At 70.8% G+C, this 14605-nt stretch carries 16 protein-coding genes; 9 read left to right on the top strand and 7 right to left on the bottom strand.

Features of this window, described 5'->3' with window-relative positions; all coding sequences use genetic code 11:
- Positions 1-164: 164 nt before the first annotated feature.
- Together ACWEFB_RS33700 and ACWEFB_RS33695 are read right to left on the bottom strand one after the other, a co-directional pair.
- A complete protein-coding gene (locus tag ACWEFB_RS33700) occupies positions 165-1007 on the bottom strand; it encodes a DMT family transporter (RefSeq protein ID WP_452291987.1) in 843 nt (280 codons plus the stop codon).
- A gap of 30 nt (positions 1008-1037) precedes the next feature.
- Positions 1038-2414 (bottom strand): glycosyltransferase, encoded by a 1377-nt coding sequence (locus tag ACWEFB_RS33695; RefSeq protein WP_452291985.1) that lies wholly within the window; start codon positions 2412-2414, stop codon positions 1038-1040.
- Between the two features lie 113 nt (positions 2415-2527).
- Between ACWEFB_RS33695 and ACWEFB_RS33690 the strand changes: the two genes are divergently transcribed.
- Positions 2528-2926, top strand: a complete 399-nt coding sequence (locus ACWEFB_RS33690) for a VOC family protein (protein WP_326556062.1) — start codon at positions 2528-2530, stop codon at positions 2924-2926.
- Between the two features lie 16 nt (positions 2927-2942).
- Here ACWEFB_RS33690 and ACWEFB_RS33685 read toward each other — a convergent pair whose 3' ends face one another.
- The 3 genes from ACWEFB_RS33685 to ACWEFB_RS33675 are packed head-to-tail and all read right to left on the bottom strand — an operon-like array spanning position 2943 to position 5147.
- On the bottom strand, positions 2943-3722 hold the full coding sequence (locus ACWEFB_RS33685; protein WP_326556061.1) for a lysophospholipid acyltransferase family protein: 780 nt from the start codon (positions 3720-3722) through the stop codon (positions 2943-2945).
- Between the two features lie 35 nt (positions 3723-3757).
- The gene (locus tag ACWEFB_RS33680) at positions 3758-4573 is read right to left on the bottom strand and encodes an alpha/beta fold hydrolase (protein WP_452291982.1); all 816 of its coding nucleotides are present in this window, start codon (positions 4571-4573) and stop codon (positions 3758-3760) included.
- Positions 4566-5147, bottom strand: coding sequence for a hypothetical protein (locus ACWEFB_RS33675; protein ID WP_452291980.1), 582 nt, complete (start codon positions 5145-5147; stop codon positions 4566-4568). The genes ACWEFB_RS33680 and ACWEFB_RS33675 overlap by 8 nt, the downstream gene beginning before the upstream one ends.
- Before the next feature lie 240 nt (positions 5148-5387).
- On the opposite strand from ACWEFB_RS33675, the gene ACWEFB_RS33670 reads away from it, so the two are divergent.
- The 8 genes from ACWEFB_RS33670 (at position 5388) to ACWEFB_RS33635 (ending at position 12014) form a co-directional block, all read left to right on the top strand.
- Entirely contained in the window at positions 5388-5726 is a 339-nt protein-coding gene (locus ACWEFB_RS33670; RefSeq protein ID WP_326556058.1) for a PadR family transcriptional regulator, read from the top strand.
- Positions 5723-6568 (top strand): ATP-binding cassette domain-containing protein, encoded by an 846-nt coding sequence (locus ACWEFB_RS33665; protein WP_452291978.1) that lies wholly within the window; start codon positions 5723-5725, stop codon positions 6566-6568. Before ACWEFB_RS33670 ends, ACWEFB_RS33665 begins: the two co-directional genes overlap by 4 nt.
- A gap of 82 nt (positions 6569-6650) precedes the next feature.
- Positions 6651-7343 (top strand): ABC transporter permease, encoded by a 693-nt coding sequence (locus ACWEFB_RS33660; RefSeq protein ID WP_452291976.1) that lies wholly within the window; start codon positions 6651-6653, stop codon positions 7341-7343.
- Positions 7344-7530: 187 nt separating this feature from the next.
- Entirely contained in the window at positions 7531-8808 is a 1278-nt protein-coding gene (locus ACWEFB_RS33655; protein WP_452291974.1) for an MFS transporter, read from the top strand.
- Positions 8809-8862: 54 nt separating this feature from the next.
- Entirely contained in the window at positions 8863-9237 is a 375-nt protein-coding gene (locus ACWEFB_RS33650; RefSeq protein ID WP_326556054.1) for an SCP2 sterol-binding domain-containing protein, read from the top strand.
- Positions 9234-11315, top strand: coding sequence for an amylo-alpha-1,6-glucosidase (locus ACWEFB_RS33645; RefSeq protein ID WP_452291972.1), 2082 nt, complete (start codon positions 9234-9236; stop codon positions 11313-11315). The genes ACWEFB_RS33650 and ACWEFB_RS33645 overlap by 4 nt, the downstream gene beginning before the upstream one ends.
- 116 nt (positions 11316-11431) lie before the next feature.
- The gene (locus tag ACWEFB_RS33640) at positions 11432-11749 is read left to right on the top strand and encodes a DivIVA domain-containing protein (RefSeq protein ID WP_452291970.1); all 318 of its coding nucleotides are present in this window, start codon (positions 11432-11434) and stop codon (positions 11747-11749) included.
- On the top strand, positions 11742-12014 hold the full coding sequence (locus ACWEFB_RS33635; protein WP_452291968.1) for a hypothetical protein: 273 nt from the start codon (positions 11742-11744) through the stop codon (positions 12012-12014). Before ACWEFB_RS33640 ends, ACWEFB_RS33635 begins: the two co-directional genes overlap by 8 nt.
- A 27-nt stretch (positions 12015-12041) precedes the next feature.
- On the opposite strand, the gene ACWEFB_RS33630 is transcribed toward ACWEFB_RS33635, so the two are convergent.
- Positions 12042-14159, bottom strand: a complete 2118-nt coding sequence (locus ACWEFB_RS33630) for an amylo-alpha-1,6-glucosidase (protein WP_452291966.1) — start codon at positions 14157-14159, stop codon at positions 12042-12044.
- Positions 14156-14530, bottom strand: a complete 375-nt coding sequence (locus tag ACWEFB_RS33625) for an SCP2 sterol-binding domain-containing protein (protein WP_452291964.1) — start codon at positions 14528-14530, stop codon at positions 14156-14158. The genes ACWEFB_RS33630 and ACWEFB_RS33625 overlap by 4 nt, the downstream gene beginning before the upstream one ends.
- Positions 14531-14605: the final 75 nt, after the last annotated feature.

Raw genomic sequence — 14605 nt, 5'->3', positions numbered from 1 at the left:
CCTCTCGCGCAGAGTCCACCTGTCGACGCGAGCCGGCCGGGACCGCCGCACCAGATGTCAGTAACCCATCACTCGCGCTAAGTAGTCGTGACTGAGCGTACCCAACTTCACCCGGTTGGACGGTGAGGCCGGCGAAGTCTGTTTCAGGTTCCGATCGCGCCGGGCTACTTGGACCGGGTGGTGCTGGCCAGCGAAATCCCGACGATCATGAGGATCACGGCGATGATTTCGATGAACAGTCGGGGACCGTCGGTGGAGAGCGTCTCGTGGAACGCGGTTACTCCGATGACAACTCCACCGAACGGGTCGAGCAACGTGATAGCGGTCAGTGGCGCGGCGATCGGCCCGCTCTGGTACGCGTTCTGGTTCAGGATCAGCGCGCCCGCGCCGACCACGATCAACGCGTACAGGTGCCAGTCGGCCAGCAACATCCACGGTTTACTGGTCAGGTCCTCGCTGATCGTCTTGAGCAGCGCCGCGGCGACCGCGTACAGGAGCCCGGTGGCGATGCCGAGCAGGGTGCCCCGGTGCGCTTCCCGGGCGCGCCACGCGCCGAGCAGGCAGATCGCGATCAGCCCACCGGCCCCGACACCCACGCCCAGCCAGGCCATGGTCGACGGCTGCTCGACCCCGGCGCGCGGGTTCGCGGTGACCAGGAAGGTGGCCAGGCCGACGATCGCCACTCCCGCAAGGATGAGGTCCTTGTGGTGCGGCTTGCGTTTCTCCAGCGCCGCCTCCAGCGGGATCGCCATGAACAGGCCGGTCATCAGCAGCGGCTCGACCAGCGCCAGCGGGCCGAACCGGAGGGCAACCGCCTGCACGCCGGTGCCGATCGCGTCCGGGATGCCACCGAAAAGCCAGAGTGGCCGGTGCAGCAGCCGGATCAGCAGCCGGGGGTCGCCGGCCCTGGTCGGTTTCTCCTGCTTGGCCGCGTGCTGTTCGAGCGCCGAACTGAAGGCGAAGAACAGTGCCGAGACGAGGCCGAGCACGATCGCGAGAAGGGGCATGGGATCAGCCCGCTCGGCGTCGGCCCGACATCACCGGCGTCGTCCCGGTGGCGTCGGCTGCTGGGCGTGGTGGTGTGCGTACCAGTTGAGTGCGGCGACCGCGAGGCAGACCAGCACCCCGGCCCGACGGGCCCGGCGACCGCGCCCGCCGCGGGTACGCGACGACGGCCGGGGCAACGGGTTCGAGAGCGCTTCCACTCCCCGAGCGAGGTCGGCCACTACCCGGGCCGGGTCGGATTCGAACAGTTCCAGGCCGGCGTCGCGCTGCTCACGGCCGCGTACGCCGTCGGTCAGCTCCACCAGGGCAGGTCCCAGGTCCTCGGCCCGACGGACCCAGCTCACCATGCCGGCCTGCGCCATCGTGACGGCGTTGGCCCGACCGTGACCGGGGATCGGCCGGTAGGTGACGACCGGCAGTCCGCTGGCCATCGCCTCCAGCGCGGTCAGCCCACCGGCGTTCTCCACCAGTACGTCGGCGGCCTGCAGCAGCGCGGGCATGTCGTCGACCCAGCCGAAGACGTGGGCCACCCGCTGGCGGCGCAGCCGGCGGTAGAGCGCCTCGTTGTGTCCGCAGACGACCACCGGGGTGGCGACTCCGGTCCGGGCGATCTCGGCGGCGGTGGTGGCCACCTCACCCACCCCCCAGGAGCCGGCGACCAGCAGGGCGAGCCGTCCCTGTGCCGGCAGACCGAAGTGTTCCCGGGCGTGTCGCCGGGCCTGTGCCGTACCGGGACCGAAGCCGGCCGAGACGAGCCGGCCGACCACCCGTACCTCGGTCGCACCAAGCGCGCGGGCCTGACCCCGGCTGGTCGGGTGCGCGGCGCAGTAGACGTCCACGCCGGGCGAGACCCAGAGCGGGTTGACCGCGAAGTCGGTCAGGTACGTGATCACCGGTACGCCGAGCTGGCCCTTGCGGCGCAGCGGCCCGAGCAGTTGGGTGGCGATCGGGTAGGTCGAGACCACCGCCCTGGTGTCCGGTCCGACGAGCTGCCGCACCTGTGCCCGGACCGGGCGGAGCAGGGCCCGGGTGATCGGGCCGGCGCCGGTGAAGTTGCAGCCGATCGCGAACAGCGACCCGTAGATCCACGGGAACCTGCTCAGCATCCCGTGGTACGTGCCCCGCAGGAGCTTGCCGAGCCCGTACGGGAAGATGTCCGCCAGATCCCGACAGTCGACCTCGAATCCCCGACTCCGCAGCCGGTGCGCCAGCTCGCGGCTCGCGCCCTCGTGCCCGGCGCCCGCGCTGGCCGAGATGATCACCACCCGTGCCGGCCGCTCCGGCAGAGCGTGCCGACGCTCGGACGGAACCCCCGCCGACGCGTACGGGTCCCACGTCGCCGGCCTCGGCGCGCCGCCGTTCGGCCTCGCCGCCGGGCGCGCCCCGCGCCAACCGCGAATCAATCGCATCCGGCCATCTACCCAAACCGGGCGCGAAGAATCCTCGCCAATCCGCATTCGGCCGGATATCTGCCCCGATCCCCCGTCGCCGGCCCGTCGGCGCGACCGGCGATCATGAAGGGATGCCACATCTCGGACTGGTTACCCTCGTCGTCCGCGACTATGACGAGGCCATCTCCTTCTACGTCGACCGGGTCGGCTTCCGGCTGGTCGAGGACACCCCGCGCGGTGACGGCACCCGGTGGGTGGTGGTCGCCCCACCCGGCTCGACCGAGACCGCGCTGCTCCTGGCCCGCGCGGCGGGGCCGGAGCAGGCCGCCCGGGTCGGTGACCAGACCGGTGGGCGGGTGGCCCTGTTCCTGAACACGGACAACTTCGAGCGTGACCACGGGCGGATGGCGGCGGCCGGCGTACGGTTCGCCGAACCGCCCCGGCACGAGCCGTACGGTTCGGTGGCCGTCTTCGAGGACCTGTACGGCAACCGGTGGGACCTGATCCAGCCCCGGACCCAGCCGGCCTGATCCGGCCCTTCGGGGGTCAGCGCTCGGCCTCCCCGACCAGGTCGACGCTCGGCCGACGGGGCCGACGGGTCTCGCCGTCGAGTTCCGCCGCCTCTTCCGGGGTGGGTGCCGAACCGCCGAGGTGCGCCGGCTGCCACCAGGTGTCCTCCGGCCCGGCCGGCTGGTCCGGGTACTCCCGCTGGGCCCGGTCGATCAGGGTGGTGAGCTGCCGGCGCAGTTCCGCCATAAGCGCGCCGGAGGTGCCGAAGTCGGCGGGCGCCAGCGGCTCGCCGATCAGGATGGTGATCGGGGTGTGCCGCCGGGTCAGGGTCTTCGGTCGACCCTTGGTCCAGAGCCGCTGGGTGCCCCAGAGCGCGACCGGCAGCACCGGCACCCCGGCGGTGTCGGCCATCCGGGCCACCCCGCTCTTGGTGCCCTTGAGCGTGAACGACCGGCTGATCGTCGCCTCGGGGAAGACGCCGACCACCTCACCCGCGCGCAGCGCGCTGACCGCGGTCGCGTACGACCCGGCGCCGTTGTTCCGGTCGACCGGGATGTGCCGCATGCCGCGCATCAGCGGGCCGGCGTACCGGTTGGTGAAGACCTCCTGCTTGGCCATGAAACGGACCAGCCGGCGGGACGGCTGGGCGCCCAGGCCGCAGAAGATGAAGTCGAGGTAGCTGACGTGGTTGCTGGCCATCACGGCGCCACCGGAGCGGGGCACGTGCTGCCCGCCCTCCACTCGCAGCCGCAGGTCGAGCGCGCGGAAGAGCGTCTTGGCGGTCGCGATCACGGGCGGGTACACGAGTTCTGGCATCGTCAAACGTTACCCGGAACACACCACGACGTAACTCACGCCCCATCCGTGTCGTCCGGAGGTTCGCCGGCCGGGTCGGCGAGGAAGGCCCTGACCAGGGCGGCGACCCGCTTCGGCTGGTTGGCGACCAGGGCGTGCGTCGCCCCGGCCAACTCGACCACCCGCAGTTTCGGATTGGCACCGGCAGCCTCGGCGACCCCCGCGGAGGTGCCCCGCCGGTACGCGTCGTACAGCTCACCGAACGGCTCCTGTGCGGGCATGTTGGCCGTGGCGAGCACCAGCAACAGCGGGCAGGTCGCCGCCCGCAGCGCCGGGACCAGGTCGAACGACGCCATGGCCAGGCGCATCTGCTCGACCGTCTCCGGACCGGGACGGGCACCCGACCGGGCCATCCCGGCGTTCATCTCGGCGAAGACGGCGTGCAGCCGGGCCAGTTCGCCCGCCGCATGCTCGGGCGCGAGCCCGACCAGCTGTTCCGGACGGATCGGCGGCGGTACGCCGTCCAGGCTCACCGCGGCCGGACACTCCGGATGCCGCCGCACCCACTCGGTGGCGATCATCCCGCCGAGCGACCAGCCGACCATCGCGGGCGGGTCCAGACCCAGGTCGGCCACGACCGCGTCGAGGTCGGCGAGGACCGCGTCCATGGTCCACGGCCCGTCGCCGGACCCGCCGTGTCCGCGCAGGTCCACCGCCACCACCCGGTACGCCGACCGCAGTCCCTCGGCCAGCTCGTCCATCGCGGACAGGGTGCCTCCCGCCCCGTGCAGCAGCAGAACCGGCGAGCCCGTCCCACCGAAGTCGCGTACCGCGAGCGGCACATCCGCGCCCGCCACCGTCAGATCACGCACGATCGGCCTCCCCTTCGGGTCGCGCAGGCCCGGCCTGCCGGTCGGATCGAGCAGGTTCGGTCTGCCCGTAGGAGCGCGCGGGCTCGGTCTGCCCGTAGGAGCGCACGGGCTCGGTTTGCCCGTCGAGTTGGAGCAGCCGGTCCCGGACCGACGAGGGCACCACCCCGCCGTCCGGGTGACGGGTCAGCCGACCCCGGTTCACCAGGTCGTGCACGCCCTGGCGGGTGATGCCGAGCATCGCGCCGGCCACCGCGTACGAGATGGCGGTGGCGGTGGGGTGACCGACCCGGCGGCTCACCGCCCGCCCCAGCGGGGTGCGCCACCAGTCCAGCGGCGGGTCGAACGGTCCGTCGTCCGGGTAGAGGGTCGACACCACCCGCATGATCACGCCGACGGCCTCCCGGTCGTCCCCGGCGACGATCCGGTCCGCCCAGGTCACCGCCCGGATCCGGACCACGGTACGGAGTGCCTCCACGCTCTCGTCCCCGTCGAGCAGGATCTCCAGCGGGTCGAGCAGCCGGATGTCGAGCAGCCGTACCAGCTGCTCCGCGAGCTGTTTCCGATCAGTCGGCACCACGAACACCTCCCTCCTTGACAACACCCGTCAAGCACTTGACACCCACTGTCAAGCACTTGCCAACCCCTGTCAACCCCTCACCCCTCCCCCGAAACCCGGGCCCCTCTTGTAGAGAAAGAGGGCCTATCCCGCCCCGGATTAGCCCTCTTTCTCTACAAGAGCGCCGATCTTGGGGCGGGAGAGGGAGGGAGGGCTAGGTTGTGGGGCTAGGTAGGTAGGGGTGCTACCTTGTGCGGCGTGGATCAGGAGCGACGTGGGCAGTGGTTGCGCGGGGTGCTCGACCTCTGCGTACTGGCACTGCTCGCCAGACGCGAGTCGTATGGCTACGAGCTGGCCCAGTCGCTGAACGCGGCCGGGGTCGGGCCGATCCAGGGCGGCACGCTCTACCCGGTCCTGCTGCGGTTGCAGCGCACCGGGCTGGTCAGCGCCCAGTGGCGGGAGGGTACGACCGGCCCGGCCCGCAAGTACTACCGGATCACGGTCGCGGGCGGCGAGACGCTGCGCCAGACCACCGCCGACTGGGCCACGTTCAGCGGCGGGGTGGGCGCGATTCTGCGGGAGGTGAGCACGCGGTGAGCCACGAGCAAGCGGTGAACCACGAGGGATGGCTGGCCGCGCTGGCTGGCGAGTTGCGCCGGCACGGCGTCGACCGGGACCTGGCCGGGCACGTGGTCGCCGAGGCGGCCACCCACCTGCGCGACAGCGGTGAGGCCCCGCTGCGGGTGTTCGGGCCACCGGCGACGTACGCGGCGGCGGTGGCGGACAGCGTCGGCGCGGCCGAACCTCGGGTCTACCGGGGCGCACCCGGTCAGGTGCGGCTGGAGGCGCGCGGCATCACCAAGCGCTACCGCCGGCACCGGGTGCTGACCGACGTGGACCTGACCGTACGGGCGGGCGAGATCGCGGCGGTGGTCGGCTCGAACGGCTCCGGCAAGAGCACCTTCCTGCGCATCTGCGCCGGCCTGGCCAGCCCCGACCGGGGACAGGTACAACTGCACGGGACCGTCGGCTACTGCCCCCAGTCGGGCGGGACCAGCGATTTCCTCGTACCCGAGGAGCATTTTGTGCTGGTGGGCGCGGGCCGTGGGCTGCGCCGCGAGACCGCGCGGTCGGCGGGCCGGCGGCAGGCCGCCGGGCTGGACTGGGATCCGACCGGGCCGACCCAGGCCCGGCACCTCTCCGGCGGCACCCGGCAGAAGCTCAACCTGGTCCTGGCCGGCCTCGGTGACCCGGACGTGCTGCTGCTGGACGAGCCCTACCAGGGCTTCGACCGGGGGACCTACCTCGACTTCTGGCACCAGCTCTGGGAATGGCGGGCGGCCGGCAAGGCGATCGTGGTGGTCACCCACCTGCTCAACCAGCTCGACCGGGTCGACACCGTGCTCGACCTGAGCCCGGTCCGGCAGCCGGTCGGGTGAGCGGTCCGAGTCGGATGAGCGGGCCGAATCGGATCGGCGGCGGGATGAGCGGGCGGAATCGGCCGAGCGGTGGGGGACGAAAATGATCAAGTTGTTGACGGTCGCCGAAATGGCGCTGCGGGAGATGGTGCGCCGGCGGTCGGTCCTGGTGATCCTGCTGGTGCTGCCGCTGCTGTTCTACCTGAGCCGGCGCGGCGACCACCTGGGCCAGTCGATCCGGTTCGTCTGCCTCGGGCTGGGCTGGGCGTTGAGCACCGCCGCCCTCTTCGCCGGCAGCGCGGCCCGTGAGATCGAACCCCGGCTGCGGCTCTCCGGCTACCGGGCGTACCACCTGCACCTGGGCCGGCTGCTCGCGCTCTGGGTCGTCGGCCTGCTGCTCTCGGTGCCGTACTTCCTGCTCATCCGGTTCGACCAGCACGACGTCCGGTACGGGGCGATCGCCCTGATCATGCTGCTCACGGTGGCCACCGCGGCGCCGTTCGGGCTGGTGCTGAGCGCGGTCCTGCCGCGCGAACTGGAGGGCACCCTGGTCCTGCTGATCGTCTTCGGGTTGCAGATGATGCTCGACCCGGCCGGCACCGCCGCCCGGTTCCTGCCGTTCTGGGCCAGCCGGGAGATCGGCACGTACGCGGTCGACCACACCGACGGCGGGTACCTGACCCGTGGCCTGGTGCACGGGGTCGTCTTCGCGGTGGCGCTCACCGCCCTGGTCGCGCTCGCCTCCGGGATCCGGCTCCGACAGCGGTCGCACCTGAGGTTGCGCCCCATCCGCTGAGCCGCCACGACCGATACAGTTGCGGGCGTGATCCCGCTCGACGCCACCGCCGCCGCCTACCGGTGCTGGATCACGCCCGCGCTGCCGCTGTACGGCAACGACCACGACCGCGCCGACTTCGCTCCCTGACAGGTTCGCCGAACCGACCACCGTCCGGCCCCTTCCCCCGCTCCGGGAGCGACCCGTCATGCCCGAAAACTCCGCCAGCACGCCGTATCCCGAGTCCACCAACACGCCATTCCCCGACTCCGCGAACGCGCCAGGCCCTGAACCGGCGTCATCCGCCGACACGTCCGCGCTGGCCGTGCTCCGGGCGCCGCAGACCGCACGGGTACTGGCGGCCAGCCTGCTCGGCCGGATCCCGCTCGGTGCCGCGCCCCTCGCCCTGCTGATCTTCGCCCGCGAGACGATGACGCTGACCGTGGCCGGGCTGCTGGTCGGCGCGTACACCGCCGGCATGGCGGTCGGGCAGCCGATGCTCGCCCGGGTCGCCGACCGGTGGCGCCAACCGCCGGTGCTGTGGCTGGCCATGGTCGTCTCCACGGTCGGTTTCGCGCTCACCGCCGCGCATGTCAACCTCCCGGTCACCGTGTTCGCCGCCGCGCTGGCCGGGGCGGGCGCACCGCCGTTCGAGTCATGCCTGCGGGTGCTCTGGCGCGACCTGCTCCCGGCCCACCAGGTGCAGACCGCGTACACGCTGGACATCGCGGTCCAGGAGGCGATCTTCATCCTCGGCCCGGTGGTCACCCTCGCCGCGGTCGGCCTGGTCGGCCCGTCCGGTGGCCTGGCCGCCGCCGCACTGTTCCAGGCCGCCGGCACCGCCTGGTTCGCCACCACCGGTGCGGTCCGCCGGTGGCGGGGCGAGCCGGCCGTACGCCACTGGGCCGGTCCGCTGCGCGCCGCCCGGCTGCGGTTGATCCTCGGCACGCTGGTGCTGGTCGGTGCCGGGGTGGGCAGCGTGACGGTGGCCGCCACCGCGTACGCCGAGGCGTCCGGTGCCCGCTCCTGGGCCGGCTGGCTGCTCGCCGCCCAGGCCACCGGGGCGCTGGCCGGCGGCCTGCTCTACGTACGCTTCACCGGCCTGCGCCGGCACGCCACCCTGCCCCGGGCGACAGCGGTCTTCGCAGCCGGATACGTGCCCCTGCTCCTCACCCCGGCCCCGCCCGCGATGCTGGTCCTGATGGCGGTCAGCGGGCTCGCGCTCCCGCCGCTGCTCACCGTCGCGTTCGTGGCGATCGACCGGGTCGCCCCCGTGGGCACGGTCGCCGAGGCGTTCGCCTGGGCGGCCACCGCCTTCTCCGTGGGCAGCGCCGGTGGCGCGGCGGTCAACGGCGCCCTGCTCGACACGAGCGGGCGGGTCACCGTGGGATTCGTGCTCGCTCCCGTCGCCGCCGCCCTGGCCAGCGGCCTGCTCCTGCTCCGTGGGCGCCGGGCCGGGGGTACGGAGTTCACCTCCTCCGGGTGATGTGCCCGCCCCGCGTACGGGGTGATGCTTCTTCGTACGAGGAGGAGTACGCGTATGGGCGAGGTGACAACGAGCTTCTTCCACGGTCTCGGCGAGCGCGCACCCGACCTGCTGCCCAAGCGGGCCCACGGCACGCTCCGCTTCGACCTGCGACACGGTACGGAGATCGAGCACTGGTTTGTCGCCATGCACCACGGCAACATCTCGGTCTCCCCGGACCTGCGGGACGCCGACTGTGTGGTGCACGTCGAGAGCGAACTGTTCGACCGCTTCACCACCGGCCAGGCCAACGTCATCTCCGCGATGATCCGTACCGAGTGTGTGCTCGACGGTGACATCCCGCTGCTGATGATGTTCCGCCGGTTCTTTCCCGCCGCACCGGGCGCGGTCGACCCGCGCCGGATGGTCCGGGAGCGGGACACCCGGTGACCGAGCCGGTCAGCATCCTCGACGGCGCCACCTTCGTGGTGAGCAGCCGCAACGGCGACATCGACCCCTCGCCCAGCTTCCCGACGGGTCTGTTCGCGCTCGACACCCGGTTCATCGCGCGCTGGGAGCTGACCATCAACGGCGAGCACCTGCACTCGCTCTCCGTCGACGACCTGCGGTACTTCCAGACCAGCTTCTTCCTCGCTCCGGGCGAGCCGACGCACTACATCGACGCCAAGGCGTCGGTGATCCGGAAACGTACGGTCGGCGGTGGTTTCGAGGAGCGGTTGACCGTACTGAACCACCAGGAGGAGGCGGTCGACTTCACCGTGCGGATGGAGATCGGCAGCGACTTCGCGGACCTGTTCGAGATCAAGAACCTGCTGCCGAAGCGCGGTGTGATCACCACTCGGGTGCAGGACGGCACGCTGCGGCTGAGCTACCGGCGGGACGCCTTCTACCGCGAGACGGTCATCTCGGCGAGCCACGAGGCCGAGATCGACGAGCAGGGCATGACGTTCCGGATCCGGATCGAGCCGCACGGGAAGTGGACCACCGTACTGCGGGTGGTCACCCTCTTCCCGAGCGCGGACGAGTCGGCGGCGGCGGAACTCCCGACGTCCGAACGGGGACGGGGACGCCCCGACGTGCAGCGCCGCCTGGACGAGTGGATGGCCCGGGCGCCGCATCTGGCCTGCGACTGCGAGCCGCTGAACGACTCGTACGAACGCAGCATCACCGACCTGGCCGCGTTGCGCTACACGGGTCTCCTGCGCAAGGAGAAGCTGCCCGCCGCCGGCCTGCCCTGGTTCATGACCCTGTTCGGCCGGGACAGCATGATCACCTGCCTGCAGACGCTGCCGTTCATCCCGGAGATCGCCCCGTCCACCCTGCGTACCCTGGCCGACCTCCAGGGCACCAGGCTGGACAACCTCCGCGACGAGGAGCCCGGAAAGATTCTGCACGAGATCCGGTACGGCGAGTCGGCCGCGTTCGAGGAGCAGCCGCACTCGCCGTACTACGGTGCGGCCGACTCGACCCCGCTGTTCGTGATCCTGCTCGACGAGTACGAACGCTGGAGCGGCGACACCGCACTCGTACGCGAACTGGCCGACGAGGCGCGACTGGCACTGTCCTGGATCGACAGCTACGGCGACCTGGTGGGCAACGGCTACATCTGGTACGAGCGCCGCAACACCCGCAACGGGCTGGAGAACCAGTGCTGGAAGGACTCCTGGGACGCCATCTGCTTCCGGGACGGCACCCTGCCGAGCTTCCCCCGGGCGACCTGCGAGATCCAGGGGTACGCCTACGACGCGAAGATCCGGGGCGCCCGGATGGCCCGGAAGTTCTGGGACGACCCCGTGCTCGCCGACCGGTTGGAGCGGGAGGCAGCCGACCTGAAGATGCGCTTCAACCGCGACTTCTGGGTGGAGGACGGGGAGTACTACGCGCTCGCGCTCGACGGTGACGGCCGGCAGGTCGACGGGCTCGCCTCGAACATGGGCCACCTGCTCTGGAGCGGGATCGTCGACGAGGACAAGGCACCGATGGTGGCCCGGCACCTGCTCGGTCCGGCGATGTTCTCCGGCTGGGGTGTCCGTACGCTCGCCGAGGGCAACGGCCGGTACAACCCGCTCGGCTACCACGTCGGCACGGTCTGGCCGTTCGACAACTCGATCATCGCCGCCGGCCTGGCGAAGTACGGGTTCACCGAGGAGTCGGCCCGGATCGCGGAGAGCATCATCGACGCGGCCAAGTACTTCCAGGGCCGGCTGCCCGAGGCGTTCGCCGGCTACGACCGGGACCTCACCACCTATCCGGTGCAGTACCCGACCGCGTGCAGCCCGCAGGCCTGGTCTGCCGGGGCGCCACTGCTGCTGCTCCGTACGATGCTCGGGCTCGAACCCCAGGAGGACGGGCTGACCGTACGGCCCGCGGTGCCGGCCAGCCTGGGTCGGATCGAACTGCTCGGCATACCCGGCCGATGGGGGCGGATCGACGCGTTCGGGCGCGGTCGGTTGCGTACCGCGGCCCAGCCGGCGACCGACGACAACGGTCGTGACGGCGCGACGTAACTGCCGGAAATACGACTGTCTTACGAGTGGGGACGCGACAGCGGTTACCGTCACGGCAACCTGCCAGTTTCCGTTTGACCCACGTCAGACACGTCAATGGGATCGGGATGAGGGCCATGGAGGACGCGCGCGACACGATTCGCCGCCCACGGGGCAGTGCCCTCCTGACCCCCAGGGACGTACGAAGAAAGAGATTCAACCCGACCGGGCTCGGCCGGCGCGGTTACGCGCCGGGTGAGGTACGCGAGTTCCTCGACCTGGTCGAGGTGGACCTGGCGGTGCTGTACCAGGAACTGGCGAGCGCACGAGAGGAGGCCGCGATGATGAAGACCGCGCTGCGGGACTGGCAGCGCCAGCACAGCGTTTGCTACGTACGGGGCACGCAGGAAACGAACGAGTCGTATCGCCGCCCCCGGGAACGCCACGGTGACTGACGGACCCGCGATCCACGTAGCCGCCCGCCCCGACTGGTCGTGTCGCGCCTGCGGACAGGAATGGCCGTGCATCGTCCGCAAGCGACAGTTGAAATACCTCTACCAGGGCAATCCGATCGGGCTCGAGAACCAGTTGCACCTGTTGCTGCGGCAGGCCCGGGAGGAGTTGCCGGCGCTGACCGACGAGGAACTCGCCGAGCGGTTCGTGCGCTGGAGCGAGCGCCCGCTGAGCGCCGGCCGGAACCCCGACCGTAGCTGGAGTTGACGGCCGGCTGCGCGGATCCGGGCGGGGTCAGCCGTTGCTGTCCGGCAACGCCTGCATCAGTGGCTCGTTCGACCGGTCGCTTTCCAGGTCGACCACCTCCTGCTCGTGGTGGATGTCGACCCGGCCGCGACCGAAGGCGTCGATCTTGCCCCACCGGCCGGGAATGTCGAGCAGTTCCAACCGGCCCATCCCGCGCGGCAGGGCCGGGTCGACCACCAGGTGCTCATCGTGCGGTTCGAGTCCCAGCATGACCCGGAGCAGCAGCATCGGCGTACCCGTCGACCACGCCTGCGGGCTGCACGCGGTCGGGTACTGCACCGGGTACTTGGTCAGCACCCGGTCGTAGCCGGCGAACGCCTCGGGCAGCCGGCCCCGGAAGTACTGCGACGCGTCGATGATCGCCTCGGCGATCCTTCCGGCCTCCTCGTCGAACCCGTACCGGCGCAGTCCCCAGGCGATGAACGAGTTGTCGAACGGCCAGACCGTACCGACGTGGTATCCGACCGGGTTGTACCGTCCCTCCCCCTCCGCCAGGGTGCGTACGCCCCAGCCGGAGAAGAGCCGGGGCCCCAGCAGGTGCGCGGCCACCTTCGGTGCCTTGTCCTCGTCGACGATCCCGCTCCAGAGCAGGTGGCCGATGTTCGACGACAACGCGTCGACCTGACCGCCCTCGGCGTCCAACGCCAACGCGTAGTACTCGCCGTCCTCCACCCAGTAGTCCCGGTTGAACCGGGTCTTCAGGTCCGCCGCCTCCCGCTCCAGCCGGTCGGCGAAGACCGGGTCGTGCCAGACCCGGCGGGCCAACCGGGCCCCGCGCATCTTCGCGTCGTACGCGTAACCCTGTAGCTCACAGGTTGCCCGGGGGAACGACGGCAGCCTCCCGTCGCGGTACGAGATGGCGTCGAACGAATCCTTCCAGCACTGGTTCTCCAGCCCGTTGCGGGTGTTGCGGCGCTCGTACCAGAGGTAACCGTCGCCCCTGAGGTCGCCGTACGAGTCGAGCCAGCGCAGGGCGGCACGCGCCTCCTGCTCCAGGTTACGAACGAGTTCCACGTCCCCGGTCCAGCGCTCGTACTCGTCCAGCAGGATCACGAACAGCGGCGTCGAGTCGGCGGCACCGTAGTACGGCGAGTGCGGTTGGTCCTGGAACGCCGCCGACTCCCCGTACCGCAGCTCGTGCAGGATCTTGCCCGGCTCCTCGTCCCGGAAGTCGTCCAGTTTGGTGCCCTGCTTCACGGCGAGGATCTGCAACGTCGGCCCGGCGAGTTCCGGGGTGAACGGGAGCGACTGCAGGCAGGTGAAGATGCTGTCCCGGCCGAACAGGGTCATGAACCAGGGCAGGCCGGCGGTCGGCACCTTCGTCTCGAAGGCGAGCGGGGTGTACCGCAGCGCGGCGAGGTCGGCCAGGCTGCGCTCGTACGTGTCACCCAGCGGCTCGCAGTCGCAGGCGAGCTTCGGCGCCCGTCCGATCCACTCGGCGAGGTCGCTCTGCATCTCCGTCTTGATCCGGCTGGTGTGGTTGATCAGTCCGAGTCGCAGGTCGCGCCCACCGGCGCCCTCCACCATGGTCTCGACGTGCAGGTTGGTGGTCCACTCCGCGTGCGCCTCGATCCGTACCCGGAAGGTCAGCCCGTGCTCGTCGATCTCGGCCGGGGTGGTCGACGTGATGAAGGTTTCGCGCCGGAAGGTGTCCCGGCGGTAGCTGAGCCGCAGCCGCCCCTCCTCGACGTACGCCTGCGCCGCACCGACCTTCTCCTTCACGTCCTTGATCTCGAACAGGTCGGCGAAGTCGCACCCGACCTCCATCCGGATGGTCAGCTCGACCGGTTCGCCCTGGTGGTTCAGGACGGTGAGCTGCTCGTCGAAGCTGCCGCCGATGGTCCGCTGGCGGACCACCGACACCTTCGCGTCGACGTAGTGCGTCGGCTCCCCCGGTACGAGGAAGAACCGGGTCTCGTAGTACTGGAGGTCGTCGATGGACAGGGGGTTGAGCCGTTCCCCGTCGATGGTCAGCTCCCACCGGGACAGGAACCGGGTGTCGAACGAGAACAGGCCGGTGGGGAACGTCGGCGACGGGTCGATGTCGCCCCGGCTGTCGCTGACCAGGAAGGTGTTGCCGTCGAGGATGCTCACCAGGTCCGTCACTTCTGCCGCCTCTCCTGGACCAGCTCACGGGGGTCGCGTGCGCCCGGAGGACCGGGTAGGAGGCGTTGGAAGTAGTGGAACAGCAGCAGGTTGCCCTCGACCGTGATCTCGTTGCGCAGCAGGGCCGCGATCGGATTCGCCTCGCCCATGGTCACCCGGTCGAAGAACTGGAGTTGGGTGCTGACCACGCAGTCCGCCGGACGTTCCCCACGACTCGCGCTGATGTTCCCCTCGCTCATCACCAGCACCCAGTGGTCGGTCCCGTCCCGGTGCCCGAGGTCGAACCGGACCGTGCCCCGGACCCTCGTCAGCATCGGCTCCGGCCCGCGATGGCCGAGGCCGTCGAAGAAGTCGGCGGTCGGATCTGCCATCGGTCCCCCTCTTCCGTGCTGCCCGAGTAGCCCACGTCCCCGCAGCGTCGCGCACACCCCGGTGGCCGGGCATCC

Source organism: Micromonospora sp. NPDC004704 (assembly GCF_053601675.1).
The sequence above is the reverse complement of the archived record's forward strand: the minus strand, read 5'-3'. Positions and strand labels throughout refer to the sequence as shown.

Bases quoted from the DNA above. Each gene is read 5' to 3' on its own strand.
- ACWEFB_RS33700 (WP_452291987.1), bottom strand. From the start codon at position 1,007: ATGCCCCTTCTCGCGATCGTGCTCGGCCTCGTCTCGGCACTGTTCTTC.
- ACWEFB_RS33695 (WP_452291985.1), bottom strand. From the start codon at position 2,414: ATGCGATTGATTCGCGGTTGGCGCGGGGCGCGCCCGGCGGCGAGGCCG.
- ACWEFB_RS33690 (WP_326556062.1), top strand. From the start codon at position 2,528: ATGCCACATCTCGGACTGGTTACCCTCGTCGTCCGCGACTATGACGAG.
- ACWEFB_RS33685 (WP_326556061.1), bottom strand. From the start codon at position 3,722: ATGCCAGAACTCGTGTACCCGCCCGTGATCGCGACCGCCAAGACGCTC.
- ACWEFB_RS33660 (WP_452291976.1), top strand. From the start codon at position 6,651: ATGATCAAGTTGTTGACGGTCGCCGAAATGGCGCTGCGGGAGATGGTG.
- ACWEFB_RS33655 (WP_452291974.1), top strand. From the start codon at position 7,531: ATGCCCGAAAACTCCGCCAGCACGCCGTATCCCGAGTCCACCAACACG.
- ACWEFB_RS33650 (WP_326556054.1), top strand. From the start codon at position 8,863: ATGGGCGAGGTGACAACGAGCTTCTTCCACGGTCTCGGCGAGCGCGCA.
- ACWEFB_RS33640 (WP_452291970.1), top strand. From the start codon at position 11,432: ATGGAGGACGCGCGCGACACGATTCGCCGCCCACGGGGCAGTGCCCTC.
- ACWEFB_RS33625 (WP_452291964.1), bottom strand. From the start codon at position 14,530: ATGGCAGATCCGACCGCCGACTTCTTCGACGGCCTCGGCCATCGCGGG.